The sequence below is a fragment of the Evtepia sp. genome (genome assembly GCF_056797215.1).
In genome coordinates this window covers 83,774-98,827 of record NZ_JBQILM010000002.1, presented here as the reverse complement: position 1 = coordinate 98,827, position 15,054 = coordinate 83,774, and the positions used below count along the sequence as shown (strand labels likewise).

The following is a 15,054-nucleotide window of genomic DNA, read 5'->3' as shown; positions in this document are numbered from 1 at the left end:
CTCCACCCCCTCTGTCCCGGCAATGGCCTGGCGCAGCGTCCGGCAAAGGGGGTCCGGGTAGCGGTCCACTGCCTGTGCGGCGGTGGCAATGGCCGCCTGCACCCCCCTGGGTGTGCCCAGGGGGCTCACGCTGGCGGAGAAATCCAGGGGCACCGCACCATATTCCGCCACAAAGCTTGCCCAATCCCCCCCATGAGGCAGACGATCCACGCTCTTTTCCTCCCTTACAACAGTATCACCACCAGCGCCCGAACCCCCAGGCAAAGGAGAAGCGCTAGAATGCTGGCAGCATATAGCGCCCGATTGGCCCGCAAGATGTCCTCCGGTTCCACCGGGCGGCAGCTGTCCCCAATGGTGGGTTTTTCATGCAGCATCCCAAAATACCAGGCTGGGCCCGCCAACTGTATCCCCAAGGCCCCGGCACAGGCGGACTCTGTTTGGGCAGAATTGGGGCTGGGGTGATTGCGCCTATCCCGCCGCCAGATACGGAACGCCCCCTTGGCATCCTGCCCCACCAGTGAGGCCGCAGCAATCCACAGAAGTGCCGCCAGGCGGGCGGGCAGGTAGTTCGCCCCGTCGTCCAGCTTCGCCGCCGCTCGGCCGAACTGCAAATACCGCTCGTTTTTATACCCGATCATACTGTCCATGGTGTTGACTGCCTTATAGGCCAGGGCCAGAGGTGCACCGCCTATGGTCATATAAAACAGCGGCGCCAGAACCCCGTCGGCGAAGTTCTCCGCCACTGTCTCCACCGCCGCCCGGGTCACGCCCTCAGAGGTCAACGCCTCGGTGTCCCGCCCAACAATGCGGGATACCGCCTTGCGGGCGGCGGACAAGCTGTCCGTGGTCAGGGCGGTATATACCCGCCTGCTCTCCTGGGCCAGCCCCTTCACCGCCAGGGCCTGCCAGCACCACAGAACCTGCACCCCGAAGCCCAGCGCCGGATGCAGATATGATGCACCCAGAACGATACTCCATGTAATCGCCAGGGTTCCCACTGGCAGCAGGACAGCCAAAAGCGTACCTCCCAAACGCAGTCCCGCTGGTGTAGCGGGAAAAATACGGCGAAAAACACGCTCCAATCCCACAATGGCCTTTCCCATCAACACCACTGGATGGGGCAGCCACACCGGGTCCCCCAACAGCAGATCCAGAAAAAAACCGCAGGCTATCGCCCCTAAGAGCGCCATGACCAAACGTCCTCACCGCTGGATACATAGGAGAGCTTTCTCACCACTTCCACGCCGTTGCCACTGTTCCACAGCCCTTGATCCGTCCGAAGAAGATAGCCACTGCCATTGGGGGCGTACCATGCAAAATACGGACGATGGGGCCGGGCATAGCGCTCCATCACCGCCATTTGTGTTCCCCCGTGGGCCACGATGCACAAAAGCTTCTCCCCCCGGTCCAGTGCTTCCTCCACCAGCGCTGCGAATGCCCCGCAAGTCCGGGCCGCAAACGCCTCCATGCTCTCACCGCCAGGAATCTTACCCTGGCAATTCCCATCCACCCAGGCACGGTAGGCCTGGTCCTGGGCCATCTCATCGGCAGTACGTCCTTCAAAGTCCCCCAGGTCCATTTCCTGGAGCCCTTCCAACACAAGCTGCTCCGCCTCCGGGAAGAGGCGTTGGGCCGTCTGCCTGGCTCGCATCAGAGGGGACACATATACGGCTTTGGGAAACACCTCTGCCTGGCAAAGTGATTCTTCCCCTTCTGGAGAGAGCGGGATATCCCGCAGGCCCTGGTAACGTCGCTCCCGATTGTATTGCGTCTCCCCATGGCGCAGCAAGTAGATCTCCATCACAGCCTCCCTTTCAGTACGGTGGGGATGCCACAAAACACCCGCACCACAGTGTCCGCCCGTTGGGCCAGCAGGCAGGCCAAACGGCCTGCCCGCTCCCTGGCCCGGCGCTGGGCTGGGTCTATGGGGACCACACCGCCGCCCACCTCCGTGGCAATCACAACGGGGTACTGTTCTGCCAGCCGTCCTGCCAGTGTATCCAGGTTCTCATCCCCAGCAGCCAGGTCTTCCACGTTCCAGATCGCCAGACGGGAAAAGTCCTCTTCTTCACAGTGCAGGAGTTCTCGTGCAACCTCCCGCTTGCCGCTGAACAGCGGCCCGGTGATAAAAATCATCCTGTTCCTCCCTATCCTGTCCCCAATGCCCGGAGGAGCAGTTGGGCCACCACCAAAGCGGTCAACTGCCACAGCTCAGCCACTTGCAAGAACCATCCAGCCAGGTCCCCGCTCACGCCGCCAAACTGCTTCTTCGCAACCCTCCAATACCAAACCAGCGCCGCCAACGCCGCCAGGGCCATGGCTTTGCCCCCGATATCCCCCAGCGCCGCCATCCCTCCGGCCGCAGCACAGATCAACAGCAACAGGATATTTTTTACCCGGCGGCGGTCTGCCGCAGTGGCAAAGCTATGGGCCAGGCCACTGTCCTTGGCCAGGGGGAACACGGCAATGGCATAGCCGGAAAGGCTCCGCTCCAACACGAAAGCCAGACCCACACAGAAGGGGGTATTCCCTCCTGTCTCCACCACCGTACATAGGGCAAGCATCCAAACAAAATACACACACAGCCGGATCACTGCAAAGGCCCCACAGTGGGGGTCCGCCAAAATCTCCTGCTTCCGCTTTTGGGGGGCACAACTGGCCAAGGCATCACAGGTGTCGGCGTATCCGTCCAGGTGGATGCCCCCGGTGACCAGCACCGGCACCAGGCAAAGCCCCGCCCCCCGCAGCAGATCCGGCATTGCGAGAAACTCCGCCAGCGCCGTCCAGCCCCACCAGCATAGGCCGCACACCAGCCCCACCAGGGGAAAGGCGCACAGGGCATAGCGCATGTTCCGGGGCGTCCACGCCGGTTGGGGCAACGGCAGGGCAGAAAACATCCCAAAGGCCACAGCGATGGTTTGAAAAACAATCATGGCATGTTCTCCTGTCCGCCTTTGTGGCAAACTGGCAGGCCGCATACCAGTTCATATACCGCATCCGCTTGGGCAGCCAGGCGGCGGTTCACCGTAGCCAGTAGGCGCAGATAGTGTAAGGTATCCCCCTCATAGTCTGTCCCGGCAGAGAACAGCTCCCCGGAGACGATTACCAAGTGCTCACACTGCATCCGCAGCCTGTCCACCCCTCGGAGGATGGCCTCCAAGGCAGCCCCCCCTGCCCCCTCCGGGTCGTACAGCTCGTTGGCCACCAGGTTGGTCATACACTCCAACAAAACGTTCCCTCGCTCCGGCAGCACCAGCCCTGACAAGTCCGTGTACCGCTCGATGGTCACAAAGTCCTTCTGGGCACGCATGGCCCGGTGCCGTTCAATGCGCCGGCGGCATTCCAGATCAAAGGGGTACAGGGTGGCGATATAGTACCGCACCCCTTCGGCCTGGAGCAACAACTCCTCGGCAAAAGCGCTCTTCCCGCTGGCCGCGCCACCGATCACCAGAGATACCATCAAATTCCTCCTTGGGGGGTATAGGGTTCAATGCCGCAGCCGGAAAAGGTATAGCTCTCGGCATACACCGCCAGAGCCATATCCAGAAGCGGCAGGGCCGCCACCGCCCCAGTGCCCTCCCCCAGGCACAGCCCGGCCGTGATCAGCGGCTTCTTCCCCAGGGCCGCCAGCAGGGCCTGTCCAGCAGGTTCGGCAGAAACATGGCTGGCCAAAATCGCCCCAGAGGCTTTGGGACACAGCCTCACCGCACACAAGGCCGCCGCCGCGCTGATGACGCCGTCCATCACCACAGGGAGGCGGTATACCGCCCCCCCCAGGTACAGGCCACACAGCCCCGCCAGCTCAAAGCCCCCCACCTTTGCCAAAACGTCCAGGGGGTCTCCGGCGTCCGGACGATTCACCGCAATGGCCCGCTGGACCGCGTCAATCTTCCGGGCAAGCCCCGCATCCGACAGACCAGCCCCCCGCCCTGTCACCGCCTCCGGCGGACAGCCCAGCAGCACAGCACTCACCGCACTGGCGGCGGTGGTGTTGCCAATGCCCATCTCCCCTGCCGCCAAAATCTTCGTCCCCTGCTCCGCCTCCCGGCGGACCAGTTCCATCCCAGCACACACAGCTTGCACAGCCTGGGCCCGGCTCATGGCAGCACCCTGGGTCATATCCGCTGTGCCGTTGCCCATCCTCAGGTCTACCACGCCGGGATAGGGCGGGAAATCCACCACACCCAAATCCACAGGAACCACCTTGCAATCCGTCCGCGCCGCCATGCGACATACCGAGGTCTGCCGGGCAGCCAGCCCACGGACTACGGCGGCGGTCACACTACTGTCCGTTTGGGTCACCCCCTGGGCGGTCACGCCGTGGTCGGCGCACAGCACCAGCACTGCCCGGCGGGAGAGGTCGATGTCCGCACTTCCGGTCAATGTGGCGATCTGCTCCAACGCCTCCTCCAACAGGCCCAGGCCTCCCAGGGGCTTGGCGCAGGCGGCCCACCTCCGGTGCGCCTCTGCCCTGGCCTGTGAATCCGGCTCCGGTACCGCTGCCAGTTTTTCTAACAATTCCTTCTCTTGTTCCATCGCTTCCTCACGCTCCTCCCAATACACCCTTGGCAGCATATCCCGCCGCCGCAGCCACAAAGCGCTGGGACAATTGGGGGCTTCCCGCAAAGTACAGGTGGGGAAACGCCGCGTATAGCGATGGCCCCAGAAAGCCACAGTCCCAGCTCCTGCCGCTGATGGGTTTCTCCGCCCTGAGGGCCGTGCCGTTCTCCGTACTGTCCCAGTGGTGGAACTCATGGGCCGGCACCGTCTCCCCGGTGCGGAATAGCATTCCATCCACTTTGGCGCTGAGTTGGGCATAGCCAAAGCGCACCAGCCGCCCAGCGGCAAACCCAGTCCCAGGCAGGGCGCCCGCCATAGGCAGCTTACGTCCCGTCCCGGCCTCTTCCAAGTGCTTTCCCAGATACAAAAAGCCGCCGCATTCCGCTACGGTGGGCATACCTGCCGCAACTGCCTGATATACTGCCCACCGCATCCCCTGGTTCTCGGAAAGGGCTTGGGCGTATAGCTCCGGGTAACCTCCTGGAAGATATAATCCGGCGATGTCCGGCGGGAGGGCAGTATCTTCCAGAGGGCTGAAAGACACCAGCTCTGCCCCGGCATCCGTCAACGCATCCAAGGTTTCTGGGTAGGTGAAGCAAAACGCACTGTCCTGGGCCACAGCAATGCGTGGGGGCACAGCTTGTTGCGGCGCAGCAAGCTTGCGCAACTTGCCAATTTTTTTCTTCCTCTCACAAAGGCGCAACAGACGGGGCAGGTCCGCGTATTCCTCCAATCCCGCAGCCAATTTCTCCAAACGGAGAGGCAGGTCCCCGATCTCCTCTGCGGTACACAGCCCCAGGTGGCGGCTGGGCAGGCTCGCTTCCTCCATCGGGGGCAGGCAGCCCAACACAGGGAGGCCCGTCTCCGCCTCTAGCATAGGGGACAAACTCTTGCACAGGGTTGGGGGACAGTCGTTCAACAGTATCCCTACAATATGGCTGGGGGTACGGAACCCCAACAAGCCCCGGAGCTGCGCCGCCAGGGTCAGGCTGGCCCCCTTGGGGCGCAGGATCAGCACCACTGGCAAGTCCAGCACATCCGCCGTATGCCAGGCGCTGGCCTGGGTGGTGGTGCCCCCCACTCCGTCGTAAAAACCCATGGCTCCCTCGCACACCACCGCACTGTGGCCGGCACTGTAGCGGTTGTACAGCCCCTTTGCTGTCTCCTTATCGGATAAAAACAGGTCCAAATTGTGGCTGTCGATTCCCAGGGCCGCCCGGTGAAACATCGGGTCGATGTAATCCGGCCCGCACTTAAAAGCACAGGGATTCAGCCCTCGCCGCTGCAATGCCGCCAACAGGGCACAGGTCACCATGGTCTTTCCACTGCCGGAGGCGGGGGCAGAGAGCAATACCTCAATCATCCCGGCACCCCGCAACGAGGAACACCGGGTTGTTGGCCATCATCAGGTGCATCCTCCCCGCTTCCCTGCTGCGGCTGACGGCAAGCTGGGTCACTTGCGGCGTGATCCCATGGTCTGTCAATGCCTGCACCGCCACATTTACCGTCTCCAATGCAATGGCGGAAATACACAGACGGACACCAGGGTTCGCCGCTAAGGCCGCCTCCACAATGGCCGGGAGTTTCCCCCCACTGCCACCGATGAACACGCCATCCGGTGCAGGCAGGCCCTCCAATACCTCGGGCGCACGCCCCTCCACAAGCCTGAGATTCCAGACGTGGAAGGTCTCCCGGTTTTTCCGGATCAACACCCAAGCTTTCGCCTTGTCCTCTATGGCGTACACCTGCCCCCTATTCGCTGCCAGGGCAAGTTCCACACTGACGCTGCCAGTACCAGCCCCCACGTCCCAAAGTATATCCTCCGGTCCCACCGCCAGCTTGGCAAGGGCCACGGCCCGAACCTCCTGCTTGGTCATGGGCACCGCACCCCGCACAAACGCTTCATCTGGCAGCCCTGGGGTACGCCGGGGCTGCACGTCTGGGGCCTCCACCAGCAGGACAGAGAGTGGGGCAAAGGGTTGCGATGCAAGCATTGCGGCTGTCCCGGTAGTGAGCCGTTCTTCCCTTCCTGAAAGGTTCTCTCCCACAGTAACAGGCAAATCCCCCAAGCCCTCCGCCGTCAAACTGGCGCAGAGTTGTCCAGGGCCCAAAGCACCGCCGGTGAGGAAACATACAGGCTTCCCCTGGCTCACCGCCGCCACTGGGTCACAGTCCACCCCGTGGGCGGAAACCAGGGCCCAGTCCTGCCAGGGCCGTCCCAGACGGGCCGCCAAAAGCTGCACACTGGACACCCCTGGCAGGACCTTTCCGGAAAAGCCCTGGGCAGCCAGCGCCGGAAGCAGGGTCCGGGCCCCAGAGTAAAAACCCGTATCACCACTGTAGCACACCACAGCCAGTTTTGCCCCTCCCTGCCGGGCCCTTTGCAGGCCCGCCAGCAGGGCGTCGGAGGTGATAGCCTCCACGCGGTTTTGGGTACAAGCCTCTGGCAGGTTTGCCAGCAGACGCTTTGCACCCAGGATACAGTCCGCCGCCTGTAAGGCCCTGGTACATTCCGCCGTCAGGGTTTCCGGCGTCCCGCCGCCCATGGCAGCCAGGTACACTGGCATCTGCCCTGCTTGTTCTCCCAGTCTCCCGGTCTCATCTGCCAGAAGCATCTTACAATAGGCCAAAAGCGCCCCATAGGGTTCCCCGCTATCCACCGGACGCCGCAACACCACCAGGACCGCCCCCACGGATTCTGCCGCCGCGGCTTTTTCGTCAAAGCCGCCCTGTTCTCCGCCATCCTTGGTGACGAGCCATTTGATCTGATATTGCCGCAGGATCGCCGTGTTCAGTTCCTGAGAAAAAGGGCCCTGCATGGCGAGAATATTCCGGCGGGGTACCCCCAACGCCTCACAGGCCTGCAAGCTCTCCTCCATGGGCAGGACCCGGGGATACAGCCGCTGGACTCCAAGGGATGCGAATGCCCCTAGCTCCTTCGTGCCAGTGGTTAAAAGGACATTGCCGCTGGTGTTTTCCAGGTAAGCCGCAGCCTCCGCCGCAGAGTCCACACAGATGCTTCCTGGGGGCAAAGCACTCTCCCCCCGCAACAGACGGCGGTAGGGAACCCCCATCTCCTGACAGACCTTCCGCAACTGGGCTGTCACCTGGGCCGCGTAAGGATGGGTGGCATCCACACACAGTACCGCACCCTCTAGTACCTGGTTCATCCCAGCCTCATCCAGCCGCCCGGTATGCACGGAAATGCCCGGGGCGCAGCCTTGGAGTTCTTGCCCGTAGGCTGTGGCCACACAGACAGTCACCAACGCCCCAGCCTCTGCCAGGGCCTGGGCCAATTGCCGTCCTTCTGTAGTTCCGCTAAACAGTACGATCCTCATGTTCGATACCCTCTGGGTGTCACCATCCGCCCCTGCACTTCCCGGGTGGTGCTGTTCCCGATGTAAACGGTGGTAAACATGTCCACCTGCTCTTCTCGTAGCTGCGCCAGGGTCAACAGCTTTGCCGCTTCCCCTGGGCGGCCGATGTTGCGCACCCAGCCACACAGGGTATCCGGGTCTCTCCCCTCTGCCAGTACAATCTCACAGGCGGTACGCAGATAGTCCCTCCGCTTCCGGGAACTGGGGTTGTACAGGCACAGGGCAAACTCCCCCTGGGTGGCTAAGCGCAGGCGTTTCTCTATGGTCTCCCAGGGCGTCAGCAGGTCCGACAGGGAGATGACACAGAAGTCGTGGCCCAGGGGGGCCCCCAGCACCGCCGCGCCGGCGTTGGCTGCGGTGAGCCCCGCCACGATCTCCACCTCCACCTTTGGATACTCCGGGGACAGAAACAGCACAGGACTCGCCATGCCGTAAATCCCGCTGTCGCCGCTGCATACCAGGGCCACCGTCTTGCCCTTTTGGGCGGTCTCCAAAGCCCAACGGCAACGCTCCAACTCCTGGCGCATCCCGCTGGTGTAGGTCTCCTTTTCTGGATAGAGAGGGGCGATCAGCTCCACATAGAGGGTATAGCCGCACAACACCTGGGCGGCCGCCAAAGCGGCCTGGGCTTGGCCAGTGAGATAGTCCGCCCCACCGGGGCCGATCCCTACTACAAACAGTTTATGACTCATCTATCCATCTCCAATCCGGTGTATACGGCCTTGCCGCCAGCGCCAGGGTCACACCCTCAGACGTATACTTCTTCTCCACCAGTGTCCCCCCACTGGCCAGAACCGCACTGCGTTCACACACATTGTCCACCCCAGTCACCTGTTGCACAAAGGGGGAAGCAGTAAAGTCCCCTGCCACAACCCTCAGCTCTTGGGCAGAAAAGGTCTCCAACGGCCAGCCATGTCTGGCACAAAATTCCACCAAGCCCCCCTCGTCCTGTTTCAAGTCGATGCTGGCGGCAGCATAAATTCCCTGGGGTTCCATGCCCGTTGCCTCCAAAAAAGATGCTAGAGCACACTCCAAAGCAGCGGCAGTGGTCCCCCGCCTGCACCCCACCCCCAGCACCAGGATTCGGGGCACCAGGCGCAAAACCGTCTGCCTATCTTCTCTTCGGAGGGTAACACGCACCATGGCATCCGCCGCCTCCGTAAGACAGACACCCTCCGGCGGCACTCCCCGCACCGGCCAATCGCTGGACAGGGAAACCGTCTCCCCTGCCAGACATTTGGAGGCAATGGACTTGATCCCCTCCGGGTTGCAAACCTGACAGTTTTGGTGCCGTGCCCAGGCATCCACAGAGAACACCCCGTTCACATCTGTGGCCGTGGTGATGGCAGCCACCCCACCGCAGGCTCTGGCGATTTGCCGGGCCAAGTCGTTGGCCCCGCCCAGGTGGCCGGAGGCCAGGGGGATGGCATAGTTCCCCCCCTCATCCACTGCCACCACAGCGGGGTCCCTGGTCTTGCTTTCCAGGTGGGGCGCAATGGCCCGCACCGCAATCCCCGCCGCCCCCACATACACCAGGGCCTCACTGTCCTGAAAGCGCTGGCTGGTCCAGTCCCGGAGGTTCAGAGGGGCATTGCAGCGCCAGGCTGTCCCCCCCAGGGCAGCGGACAGTTCCTGGGCCAAGGCTTGTCCCCGGTCTGTAAAAGAGAGCACCGCCAGCTTCATGACATTGTCCCCTTCCGGTACCCTGTGGTAAAGCTGGGGTCGTAGAGCTTGCTGCGCTGGTACCCCTCTTGGGAATGGGACAAGAACTCCCCCACCAGCACCAGGGCCGTCTTACTGATCTCCGCCTCCGCCCCCCGCTGGGCCAGGGTACCCACGGTACAGCGCAGCAAGCGTTCCTCCGGCCAGGTGGCTTTATACACCAGCGCCGCCGGAGTATCTTCCTTATAGGCCCCCGCCAACAAGGCGGCCTGGACCTGGGGGAGCATCCCCGCCGAGAGGAACAGGACCATACTGGCCCCGTGGGAAGCCAGCAGCTCCAACCGCTCCCCCTCCGGCACTGGGGTCCGTCCAGCGATACGGGTGAGGATCACGCTTTGACTGACACCGGGCAGGGTATACTCCTCCCCTAGTGCGGCAGCGGCCCCGCAAAAGCTGGACACCCCAGGGACAGTATCGTAAGCAATCCCCTCCGTCTCCAAGGCATCCATCTGCTCCCGGATAGCCCCATAGACGCTGGGGTCCCCGGTGTGGAGACGCACGGTGGTTTTGTCCGCCGCCTCCATTTCCCGCATCACAGAGAGCACCTCTTCCAAGGTCATCTCCGCGCTATTATAACAAAGGCAGCCCACCCGGGTCAGGGCCAAAAGCTCCGGGTTCACCAGGCTGCCCGCGTAGATCACGCAGTCCGCCTCCCCCAGCAACTTCGCCCCCCGGAGGGTAATCAGGTCCGGCGCACCGGGCCCGGCACCTACAAAATGTATCATAAAACCGGCCTCTCAATCTATCGCACAACGATGGTAGTAAAATATCCCATATCCTCCGGCAGGACTGCACTGTCTATCTGGGAAAATACCTGTTCTTGAGGCAGGCCGCAGTCACAAACCATGGCGCTGCGTTTCAACAGCTCCATATCCTCCAAGGTAGACAGGACTTCCGGCAGCTGCCGTCCAGATTTCATCAATACCTTAGTGCCAGGACGGGCCAGATGTTCCCGTAAACTTTCCTCAGACAGCCCACTCCCCGGCAGTAGCTGCATAGGCTGTTCCAGCTCCGTGAGGCTGACCCCCAGCTTCGCCGCCACCGCGCAAAAGCTGGGGATACCGGGGATCATGCGGGTCTCATAGCCCTGGGTCTTCAACTGCTCCATCAAATAACGATAGCTGGCATAAATGGACACATCCCCCAAATTCAGCATGGCCACATCCTGGCCCTGATCCAGATGGCTGCGTACTGCCGCCCCAGCGGCCTGGTGGGCGCACCGCCGGGTCTCCGGGTCTGGCGACATGGAAAAAGACAGGGGCACAATCACTTTCCCCGACAGGTCCACCGCCTGGCGGGCAATTTCCAGGGCCAGCATCCCCCCGTCCCTAGTCTGGGGTGCGGCAATCACCGGGCAGTGTTCCAAGAGACGCACTGCCTGTAACGTCAACAGCTCCGGGTCCCCCGGGCCCACCCCCACGCCATAAAAAATGCCGGGGGTCATATTGTTTCGTTCCATTGGGCCAACAGCTCCTTTGCCTCCTGGGTAATCCCCAGCAGGCCATATTGGTTGGAAAACAGCAGGGCCCCCACGGTAAATGCCCCGGCGGCCCGGCGGGTCAACTGCCGCTGGACTGCTGCTGTCAGGCTTTCCAGTACCGGGGCCCGGAGGCCCTTTTCTTCTAGGAGGGCAATGCAAGCATCTGTCGTGGAGGCCTCCATCAGGGCCCGGCAGGTATCCCGGTCTGCTCCCTGAACAGCCGCGTGAGCACAGAACAGCTCCCCCCGGCAGTCGCCCCAGCGGGAATGGGTATTCATAATCCCCCCCGCCAGCTTCACCAGCTTGCCAATGTGCCCCACCAGCAGCACTTGCTGGAAGTCCAGGCCTGCGGCGATGTCCAAGGCGTCCCCGATGAAGTTGGAACATTTCACCACAGGAACACTGGAAAACAACCTCCCATTTTTCTCTAGGTAGTCCATACCATAGTTCCCCGGCGTCAAAATCAGGCGGGTGACGCCGGACACCGCCACCTGCCGCTGCTCCAAGGCAATGGTATCCACAATGGCCTGTTGGCTCATGGGTTCCACGATGCCGGAGGTGCCCAACACGGAGAGTCCCCCCACAATGCCCAGGGCGGCGTTGAAACTGCGCTTTGCCACCTCCGCCCCACCAGGAATGGAGATCACCACCCGCAGCCCGCCGGTGTAACCCGCCCCGGCGCATACCTGCTGGACCTGCTGCCGAATCATCTCCCGTGGCACCCGATTGATGGCCGCCGCGCCTACGGGCTGATCCAGTCCTGGCTTGGTCACCCGGCCTACCCCTTCGCCGCCGTCAATGAAGATGCCCTTCTCTGTCCGGGACACCGTGGCCGCAATGGACAGGCCGTTGGTCACGTCCGGGTCGTCGCCGCTGTCCTTCACCACGGCGCAGCAGGCGGCAGTCCCCTCCATGGAAAGCCCTGCCGGGGTCAGTTCCACGGGAATCCCCGCCGGAGTCAGGAGAGAAAGCTTTGACAGTTTCTCCCCGGTCAACAGTAGTTGGGCGGCACCCCCGGCGGCCAGGGCGGCGCAGGTACCGGTGGTATAACCGCAGCGCAGCTGCTTTTGTCCCAACCGCACTCTGTACTCAAAGCCCACGAAGCCACCTCCCGTCCAGCAAAAAAGAAAAAGAGGCCACGCCAGTCGAGCATGACCTCTCTGCATATTAAGAAGGACTGCAATACCGGGACAGACATGTTCTCTGTCAATGGTACCATTATACGGAAAGGAGCGGGCCCCTGTCAATGGGGAAGCGTTTTTTTGCTCAGTTCAGCAGCCACACCCCCAGGTTCAAATATCCCGCAAAGCCCACCCAGAGCAGGTAGGGCAACTGTAGCCAGGCTGCGGCAGTGTCCAGCTTGCGGAAACTATGGATCATCCACAGGATCAGCACCCACAGCACCAGCAGCCACACAAAGGCCACGCCATAGCTTTGGAAGTTGAAGAAAATGATGCTCCAACAGAAGTTAAACGCCAGTTGAACCAGGAAAATCCGCAGGCTCAGGGCTCGGGCGGCGGAGGGGGGTGTCCCCTGCACCAGGGCCATCCCCACCCCCATCAGGGCAAATAAAACCGTCCAGACCATGGGGAACACCACACTGGGGGGTGAGAGAGGCGGTTGCTCCACCTGGGTGCGGTAAACCTCCGCCCCGCCCCGGGTGAGCCATCCGGCCAGGGCCCCCACCGCCTCTGTGAGCAGGACCCAGCCAAGGTAAGAGTTCCACTTGTTTTTCATTGCTTATCACCGGGAGTAGGATATGCGGCGGGGGCAGGAATCATACAATTGTACCCTGTGCTCTATGTCCCGGCCCCCAAAATTCCTAGGCCACAGCGTATTTTCTTCCCGTTGTGTGACGATATCACAGTATTTTCCCAAGGTTTTGGGTATCCTTAAGAAAATGAATCGTTGCATAAAGGAGTGTTGAACCATGTCTGTCATGCCCCTCAACCAGGAGAATTTTTCCCAACAGGTCTCCGGCACCACCCCTGTCCTAGTGGACTTTTGGGCATCCTGGTGCGGCCCCTGCCACATGCTTTCCCCCGTGGTGGAGGAGCTCTCCCAGGAACATCCAGAGATCACCTTTGCCAAGGTCAACGTAGATGAGGCCCCGGAGCTGGCTCAAAAGTTCCATGTCTCTGCCATCCCCACCCTGGTGTTGTTCCGGGACGGGGAGCCTGTGGATGTATCTGTCGGTGTCCGGACCAAGGAAGAACTGGAAAGCTTCCTGTCCTGACCCCGACTTCCCCCTACCTCTAAACCACGGAAAAAGGCCTTGGACCAGCTCTCACGGTTCCAAGGTCTTTTTTCCATGGGCTATGGTAGACTATGTGATGTCCATTTTCCACTCCTCTTGACCCCCACAAAAATTTCTCTTGACTCTCCCCTTACGTCATAGTGTAGAGTACAGGCAGACGGGCAAAGGAAGCGAGACAAAGGAGGAAGCACCATGCGAACGGTACGTGAAATGAGCCGGCTGACCGGGGTAAGTGTGCGCACACTGCATCATTATGATGCCATCGGCCTGCTCAAACCCAGCCAAACCACCCAGGCGGGGTATCGACTGTATGACGACGCAGCCCTCACTAGGCTGCAAAACATCCTCATGTTCCGGGAGCTCCGCTTCCCCTTGAAGGAGATCAAGGCTATTTTGGACAGTCCAGACTTTGATCCTCAGGAAGCCTTAGCGCAGCAAATCAAGCTCCTGGAGCTCCAGGCCGCACATCTCCAACTGCTCATCCGCTTTGCCCGTGAAGTACAACGAAAAGGAGTGGAGCAAATGGACTTCCACGCATTCAACCGAGAGGAATTGGACCGCTACGCCCAAGAGGTCAAGGAGAGATGGGGGGCCACCCAGGCTTATGCCGAATTCGCAGAAAACAGCAGAGGTCTCTCTCAAGGCCAGCGAGAGGAGGCGGTTGCCCAGCTATTGTCCCGCTTTGCGCAGTTGGGTGCTCTGCGGCAGCAGTATTCCCCCGCCGACCCCGCCGTGCAGGCGCAGCTTTCCGCTTTGCAGGCCTTCATCACCAGCCACTACTACCACTGTACCAATGAAATCTTCCAGGGGCTGGGTCAGCTATATGTCTCCGATGCCCGCATGAAGGACAACATTGACCAGGCCGGTGGTGACGGCACCGCTGAGTTTATCCACCGCGCCATAGAATTCTACTGTACCGCTCACTAAGCGCCAAAACGCCCGTCCGGCTTCATCGGACGGGCGTTGATTCATTCTGTAGACGTGGAAGCAGACTCCCCACTGGAAGGCACTTCGGGGGCTGGGGTACTCTCCCCACCAGACGCCACCGCTTCTGTACTCCCCTCCGTGTTCCGCTTCTCCTCCTCTTCCAAGGCGCTCTCCACATCCTCCGGGTCCTCCTTCGGACGGCGCATGGCCATAGCCATCTTGTACCCCTCTGGGTCGTTGTCCATCAAATACTTGAGGTCCTCCGGGGGCACCCGGTCTCCCTTCATAATGGAAGCTGCAATCTTTTGGCAAATGCGCAGCACCTTGAGCGCCTTGTCCATCGCATCCAGCTCTTTCTTCTTGCTTTCCATAGAGCTCAGGCAGTCGTTCATGCGATCCTGCCGCCGCTGCTCCCGTTCCATGTCCTGTTCCCATAGTTTACGGTTCTGCTCTTCCAGCCAGGATAGGGCCTGCCGGGAGAGGCTAAGCTTGTCGGCAGGGGGTTGGGCCTTGGACTGGGTGGGTTTGGTTTGGGCAGCGGTAGGCTGCCCCTCTGTCTTGTTTGCCATGGCCTTGGTCAACTGTTCATTCCGGCGCATTTCCCGTGTGCTGCGCAGTTCCATGTCCACCGCTCCCTTCTCGTGTATTCTTTACCTATTTTATCGGAAGGGTTTGGGCCCTGGTTAAGTCCGCAGCCCCAAAAAAGCAGCGGATGGACCCAATTCATCGGT

At 61.4% G+C, this 15,054-nt stretch carries 17 protein-coding genes and 1 pseudogene; 2 read left to right on the top strand and 16 right to left on the bottom strand.

Annotated features, from left to right (window positions below; genetic code table 11):
• The 15 genes and pseudogenes from ACTOZL_RS01130 to ACTOZL_RS01060 all read right to left on the bottom strand — a co-directional run.
• Positions 1–210: pseudogene (locus tag ACTOZL_RS01130) on the bottom strand (threonine-phosphate decarboxylase); the annotation flags it as partial.
• A gap of 14 nt (positions 211–224) precedes the next feature.
• A complete protein-coding gene (gene cbiB / locus ACTOZL_RS01125; protein ID WP_482476211.1) occupies positions 225–1,190 on the bottom strand; it encodes an adenosylcobinamide-phosphate synthase CbiB in 966 nt (321 codons plus the stop codon).
• Positions 1,178–1,801, bottom strand: coding sequence for a histidine phosphatase family protein (locus ACTOZL_RS01120; RefSeq protein WP_482476210.1), 624 nt, complete (start codon positions 1,799–1,801; stop codon positions 1,178–1,180). The genes cbiB and ACTOZL_RS01120 overlap by 13 nt, the downstream gene beginning before the upstream one ends.
• Positions 1,801–2,136, bottom strand: a complete 336-nt coding sequence (locus ACTOZL_RS01115) for a bifunctional adenosylcobinamide kinase/adenosylcobinamide-phosphate guanylyltransferase (RefSeq protein ID WP_482476209.1) — start codon at positions 2,134–2,136, stop codon at positions 1,801–1,803. The genes ACTOZL_RS01120 and ACTOZL_RS01115 overlap by 1 nt, the downstream gene beginning before the upstream one ends.
• 11 nt (positions 2,137–2,147) lie before the next feature.
• Positions 2,148–2,933, bottom strand: coding sequence for an adenosylcobinamide-GDP ribazoletransferase (locus tag ACTOZL_RS01110; protein WP_482476208.1), 786 nt, complete (start codon positions 2,931–2,933; stop codon positions 2,148–2,150).
• Positions 2,930–3,460 (bottom strand): bifunctional adenosylcobinamide kinase/adenosylcobinamide-phosphate guanylyltransferase, encoded by a 531-nt coding sequence (locus ACTOZL_RS01105; protein ID WP_482476206.1) that lies wholly within the window; start codon positions 3,458–3,460, stop codon positions 2,930–2,932. Before ACTOZL_RS01105 ends, ACTOZL_RS01110 begins: the two co-directional genes overlap by 4 nt.
• Positions 3,460–4,536, bottom strand: a complete 1,077-nt coding sequence (cobT, locus tag ACTOZL_RS01100) for a nicotinate-nucleotide--dimethylbenzimidazole phosphoribosyltransferase (RefSeq protein WP_482476205.1) — start codon at positions 4,534–4,536, stop codon at positions 3,460–3,462. Before cobT ends, ACTOZL_RS01105 begins: the two co-directional genes overlap by 1 nt.
• A 7-nt stretch (positions 4,537–4,543) precedes the next feature.
• Complete coding sequence (locus ACTOZL_RS01095) at positions 4,544–5,923, bottom strand: cobyrinic acid a,c-diamide synthase CobB (protein WP_482476204.1); 1,380 nt, start codon at positions 5,921–5,923, stop codon at positions 4,544–4,546.
• Positions 5,916–7,898 (bottom strand): precorrin-6A reductase, encoded by a 1,983-nt coding sequence (cobK, locus tag ACTOZL_RS01090; protein WP_482476203.1) that lies wholly within the window; start codon positions 7,896–7,898, stop codon positions 5,916–5,918. Before cobK ends, ACTOZL_RS01095 begins: the two co-directional genes overlap by 8 nt.
• A complete protein-coding gene (gene cobJ, locus ACTOZL_RS01085; RefSeq protein WP_482476201.1) occupies positions 7,895–8,629 on the bottom strand; it encodes a precorrin-3B C(17)-methyltransferase in 735 nt (244 codons plus the stop codon). Before cobJ ends, cobK begins: the two co-directional genes overlap by 4 nt.
• A complete protein-coding gene (locus ACTOZL_RS01080; protein ID WP_482476200.1) occupies positions 8,619–9,620 on the bottom strand; it encodes a cobalt-precorrin 5A hydrolase in 1,002 nt (333 codons plus the stop codon). The genes cobJ and ACTOZL_RS01080 overlap by 11 nt, the downstream gene beginning before the upstream one ends.
• Positions 9,617–10,384: a precorrin-4 C(11)-methyltransferase gene (cobM, locus tag ACTOZL_RS01075; protein ID WP_482476199.1), complete on the bottom strand. Its 768-nt coding sequence runs from the start codon at positions 10,382–10,384 to the stop codon at positions 9,617–9,619. The genes ACTOZL_RS01080 and cobM overlap by 4 nt, the downstream gene beginning before the upstream one ends.
• Before the next feature lie 17 nt (positions 10,385–10,401).
• On the bottom strand, positions 10,402–11,118 hold the full coding sequence (cobI, locus tag ACTOZL_RS01070; RefSeq protein WP_482476198.1) for a precorrin-2 C(20)-methyltransferase: 717 nt from the start codon (positions 11,116–11,118) through the stop codon (positions 10,402–10,404).
• Positions 11,100–12,239, bottom strand: a complete 1,140-nt coding sequence (gene cbiD / locus ACTOZL_RS01065; RefSeq protein WP_482476197.1) for a cobalt-precorrin-5B (C(1))-methyltransferase CbiD — start codon at positions 12,237–12,239, stop codon at positions 11,100–11,102. Before cbiD ends, cobI begins: the two co-directional genes overlap by 19 nt.
• A gap of 166 nt (positions 12,240–12,405) precedes the next feature.
• Positions 12,406–12,876 carry a TspO/MBR family protein gene (locus ACTOZL_RS01060; RefSeq protein WP_482476196.1) on the bottom strand — a complete coding sequence of 157 codons (471 nt, stop codon included), beginning with the start codon at positions 12,874–12,876 and terminating at the stop codon, positions 12,406–12,408.
• A 193-nt stretch (positions 12,877–13,069) separates the two neighbouring features.
• Between ACTOZL_RS01060 and trxA the strand changes: the two genes are divergently transcribed.
• Positions 13,070–13,375, top strand: a complete 306-nt coding sequence (gene trxA / locus ACTOZL_RS01055) for a thioredoxin (protein ID WP_482476194.1) — start codon at positions 13,070–13,072, stop codon at positions 13,373–13,375.
• A 213-nt stretch (positions 13,376–13,588) separates the two neighbouring features.
• Positions 13,589–14,323 carry a MerR family transcriptional regulator gene (locus ACTOZL_RS01050; protein ID WP_482476193.1) on the top strand — a complete coding sequence of 245 codons (735 nt, stop codon included), beginning with the start codon at positions 13,589–13,591 and terminating at the stop codon, positions 14,321–14,323.
• A gap of 41 nt (positions 14,324–14,364) precedes the next feature.
• On the opposite strand, the gene ACTOZL_RS01045 is transcribed toward ACTOZL_RS01050, so the two are convergent.
• A complete protein-coding gene (locus tag ACTOZL_RS01045; protein ID WP_482476192.1) occupies positions 14,365–14,946 on the bottom strand; it encodes a hypothetical protein in 582 nt (193 codons plus the stop codon).
• Positions 14,947–15,054 lie beyond the last annotated feature (108 nt).